A 3922-nucleotide genomic window follows, 5' to 3' on the forward strand; every position below is an offset into this window, starting at 1 on the left:
GGCCAACCCGTAAGGCTCGTGAAGGTGATCCGATCCTCCTTGTGTGCCTGCTGCACCCCGGCGGCCTTGAGCTGCTCGAGGATCATGCCGGCGAAGTCCTTTGCGGGCGCCGGCCCATCATAGCGGCTGCCCGGCCCGGTCTCGCCAAAGCCGCGCGTGATCAGCTCGTCATTCCAGTCCACGGTGAGGGTGCGGTGGGGAGAGAGGCTCTCGACCGTGAAGGGGCCGGCGACGCGGATGCGGTCCCTGTCAATGTAAGGCTTGTCGTAAAGGTACTCGAACTCGGCCTTGGAAGCGATCGAGGCATCGATCTCCTTCTGGCGGGCGATGCGCGCCTCCCACCAGCGGGCGTGCGCGTCCTTTGTCGCAACGGGCCATTCGGAATCGGCCTCGCGTGGGATCTCCCACTCTTCCCACGCTTTGCCGAGCGCCCTGTTGAGCGCGACTCGCAAGGGTTCCAGGGTCTCCTGCCATCTCTCCCAAATGACGTCGATTTCGGCGTTGTTAGCAATGGACTTCAGAGTAATGTGAGGAACGCGCTCGTATACGAAGCCGTGGCGGATGTTGCCGCGCGTCGGCGTAGTCTTGGGCGCAGTGCGTATGACCTCGGCTTCCTTGCGCTGGCCCTCTGGACTGTCGGCGAGAAGATAATATGGATAACGCGCTCCCATCAGACGAGAGCGGGCGAGCGCGACAGCGACGCGCGATGTATCAATGGTGATCCAGCGCCGGCCCCACTGCTCAGCGACGTAGGCGGTAGTGCCGGAGCCGCAGGTTGGATCCAGCACGAGGTCGCCAGGATCGGTTGTCATCAGGATGCAGCGTTCAACCACTTTTGGCGGTGTTTGAACTACATAAACTCGGTCTGCCCCGAATCCGCTAATCTGGGTATCGGTCCAGATATTTAGAATTGGAGTCACTCTGTAGTCGTCAAGGTAATTCACAAATCTCAACGTTTTGCCTTGCGCTAATAGTCGATCGGCTTGACTCAGGCGAGCTAAGCCTGCCGCATGAGTCTTCCAATGCGCGTTTGCTGACGGCTTGTACTCTGATCTCCGCCACTCGAACGGCCTGTCTCGTAGTGACGGCCCATCAGAAAACATCGGATATGGCTGCATTGCGCGAAGCCCTTTTGCCAAGGGCTCCCGCCCTTCCTTCTCCGCAGCTGTCAAAGGGCGCCGGTTACGAGATTGATCTTCTACCCAAGTGTAGTTAGTGGCCCCTTCGTCACCCGGCGACTTATCGAAGAATAACGATCGCACCTTTAGTGCGGTGTGATTCCTCGAATACCAAAGCAAAACGTCGGTGACATTCGCGATTGCAGCCGAGCTTTGACCACCAGTCTTCTTGAATGTGATCTGCGAGATGAAATTCTCTCCTCCAAATACCTCGTCCATCAGCGCTCGCACACGATGGACATTCTCATCGCCAATCTGAAGAAAAATGCTACCACTCTCGTGCAGCAGGTCACGCGCAACAGTGAGGCGATCACGCAGATACGTGAGATAAGAATGGATACCGTCGCGCCAAGTATCACGCAACGCGCGTACCTGCTCGGGCTCCCGCGTGACGTGGTCCCGCGCTCCGTCCTTCACGTCGCGTGAGGTCGTGGACCACTGGAAATTCGAGTTGAACTTGATGCCGTATGGAGGGTCGAAATAGATGCACTGCACTTGACCCCGCAGCCCCTCGCGCTCGGCAAGGCTCGCCATGACCGAAAGGCTGTCGCCCGAGATCATCCGGTTCGACCAGTGCTGGTCATGCTGATAGAACTCGGTCGCGGCCTCCTTGCCCTTTAGCCCGTTGAAATCGGCAAAGAGATCACTCGTTTCTCCGGCCTGTTCCTTCGTGCGCTCTTTCGTCTCCCGCCGCAGATCATCGATGATGACTTTCGGGTGCACCTTCTCCTGGATGTAGAGCGGCGGCGCCTGCACGATGAGATCGGACCAGTCCTGCTCATCCTTGCCGCGCCAGACGAGCTGCGGATCGAGATCACGGTTGCGCCGCTCATAGGCGAGCTGGACCGGGCTCTTCTCCTCCGCCCGCATCACGCTTTCGTATTCGGCCGTCGGGATGTTCTTGCGCGTGGCGGCATCGTGCTTCAGCGCCGCAACCTCGATCGCTCTCTTGGCCATGCTCCGCACTTCCCTTATCTCATTCAGCCGCGATGGCCGTAATGTCGGTGTCGCGAGCAATGTCGTCCGGGATCTCGATCTCGTCCGCCGATGCGGAAACCTCGGCCTCAACCTTGTGCCCGGTGGCCGCTGCAATCAGTACAAGCAAACGCTTTTCACGGTCCTTCATGAAACTGTCGAAATCATCAGCCCGAAGAAGCTTGGGATCGATGCAATGGGTCAGGAGGTAACTGTCCAGCACGGACGGCGCGATGGCAGGGTCGCCTTTCCGACCGGCTTCGAGCTTCGCGAGGTACTCGGATGGCGCTACACCACTGAGAATACGGTTGGTCCGGTAGCTGAGCGAAGTCTTATTGATGATGGTGTCGTAGACCTTAGGCTCGATCTTCCGCCTCTTGCACCAATCTTCCGGGAAGATGTGATGGATATCTACGGACTCGTCGAAGAAAACGGTTTGGTCGAAGGCTTGTCCAGTCCGGAAGTCGAGCGCGCCCTCTTGCATGAGAAGTGCATGGATTCCCTTGTAGGCTGCCGATAGGCGCGTCCGCATGGTGCGAAGGCGATCAGGCCGGAAGATGCCATCCCGCACCGTCGTCGGCTCGGGGCCGCCGTCGAGCCAAGCCGGAACTTCCATGATGTCCTTTGCGAAACGCGACTCGACCGCCGATCCGTAGAGCTCTCCAAAAATGCCGCACCAGTACCAGCGGGCGAGCTTGCGCCTGGTCTCGGCGTGTTCCCATTTATCACCGATCTCGGCCAGGATAGCTGCAAGCGGGACAAGTTGCGTTTGATACGGCAAGTCGGCAACCCGGAAGATGTTCTGCTGACGCAGGAACTTCGCAGCCGTCAGAAATCCCTCCTCCACCCGCTTCTTGTTCGCTTTGTAGGCTTCAAGAGGAAGGTCGAGAAGTGACTGCCGCGTTGCGCGTACGGCCGGCAGGTCGCTTTCTTTCACGCCTGCGGCGACTGCTTCGTTCCGAATCGCCTTGGTGTGAAGCAGTGCGATGGCCGAGAGAAAGTCGGTGCTCGCTACCTTCTCCAGGACTCCAGATTTCTGATCTGCCGTGCGGCCGAAGGTCTGAAGCCGGGCCTGTAACCCTAGATTTCCACCACCGCCGAACCAATCGTCCCGCAGGCGATACCCCTTGGCGGCATACATAGCGGTGACAAGTTCGAAGGCGTCGAGCGGTTTCCCTCCGGTATTGACCTTCTCGAAGACGAGACACACGGCTTCGTGCGACGTATCGTGTCCAAGCGCGATGACCGGTACCTGATAGCTCTTGAAATGCTGGAGGACCTCGTTCTTAAACCGTTGGAAGATCTGGCGCTTGGCGATGTCGCCCTTTGCAATCCAATAGTCGCCGAAACCGTCCTGCCATGCGTCCCAGTCAAAAACCTGGTTCACCGGGAACATCAGATTCTTGTACTCGGCATCAGGGGTCGATAGATCAAGCACAACGTCGCGGTCGAAGTTCTCTTTTATTTTTCGATCTTCCGGAACAGTGAAAATTGCCTCTTCCCGATCAACATCCGGCCTCAGCGCTTTCTCAATATCAATATAGAACCAACGTTTTACCAACTTCTGGCGCGACGTAATGGTTTGGACGACCTCCTTGCGGATGCAGGTCTGGTAAAGCGAAGTCATGCGCTGCTGGCCATCCAGCAGAAGTTGATCGGGAGCCCGACTCGCTGCCTCAGGCTGAGCGCCTTGGACCGGCCGACGCGCAAAGGTCTCGGCGGCGCCAGCCTTCATTTCAAGTGTCATCAAGGCACCGACGGGGAATGCG

The 3922-nt window shown here is 58.3% G+C and carries 2 protein-coding genes; both read right to left on the reverse strand.

The window, feature by feature from the left end; genetic code table 11:
• The coding region (locus BN1233_RS00635) for a site-specific DNA-methyltransferase (protein ID WP_210168206.1) at positions 1–2195 on the reverse strand (2195 nt) is incomplete at its 3' end.
• Positions 2155–3922, reverse strand: a 1768-nt coding sequence (locus tag BN1233_RS00640; RefSeq protein ID WP_046861595.1) for a GmrSD restriction endonuclease domain-containing protein, incomplete at its 5' end; no start/stop codon positions are given. The genes BN1233_RS00635 and BN1233_RS00640, both read right to left, overlap by 41 nt.

The organism is Microvirga massiliensis (assembly GCF_001006805.1).
GTDB classification, from domain to species: Bacteria; Pseudomonadota; Alphaproteobacteria; order Rhizobiales; family Beijerinckiaceae; genus Microvirga; species Microvirga massiliensis.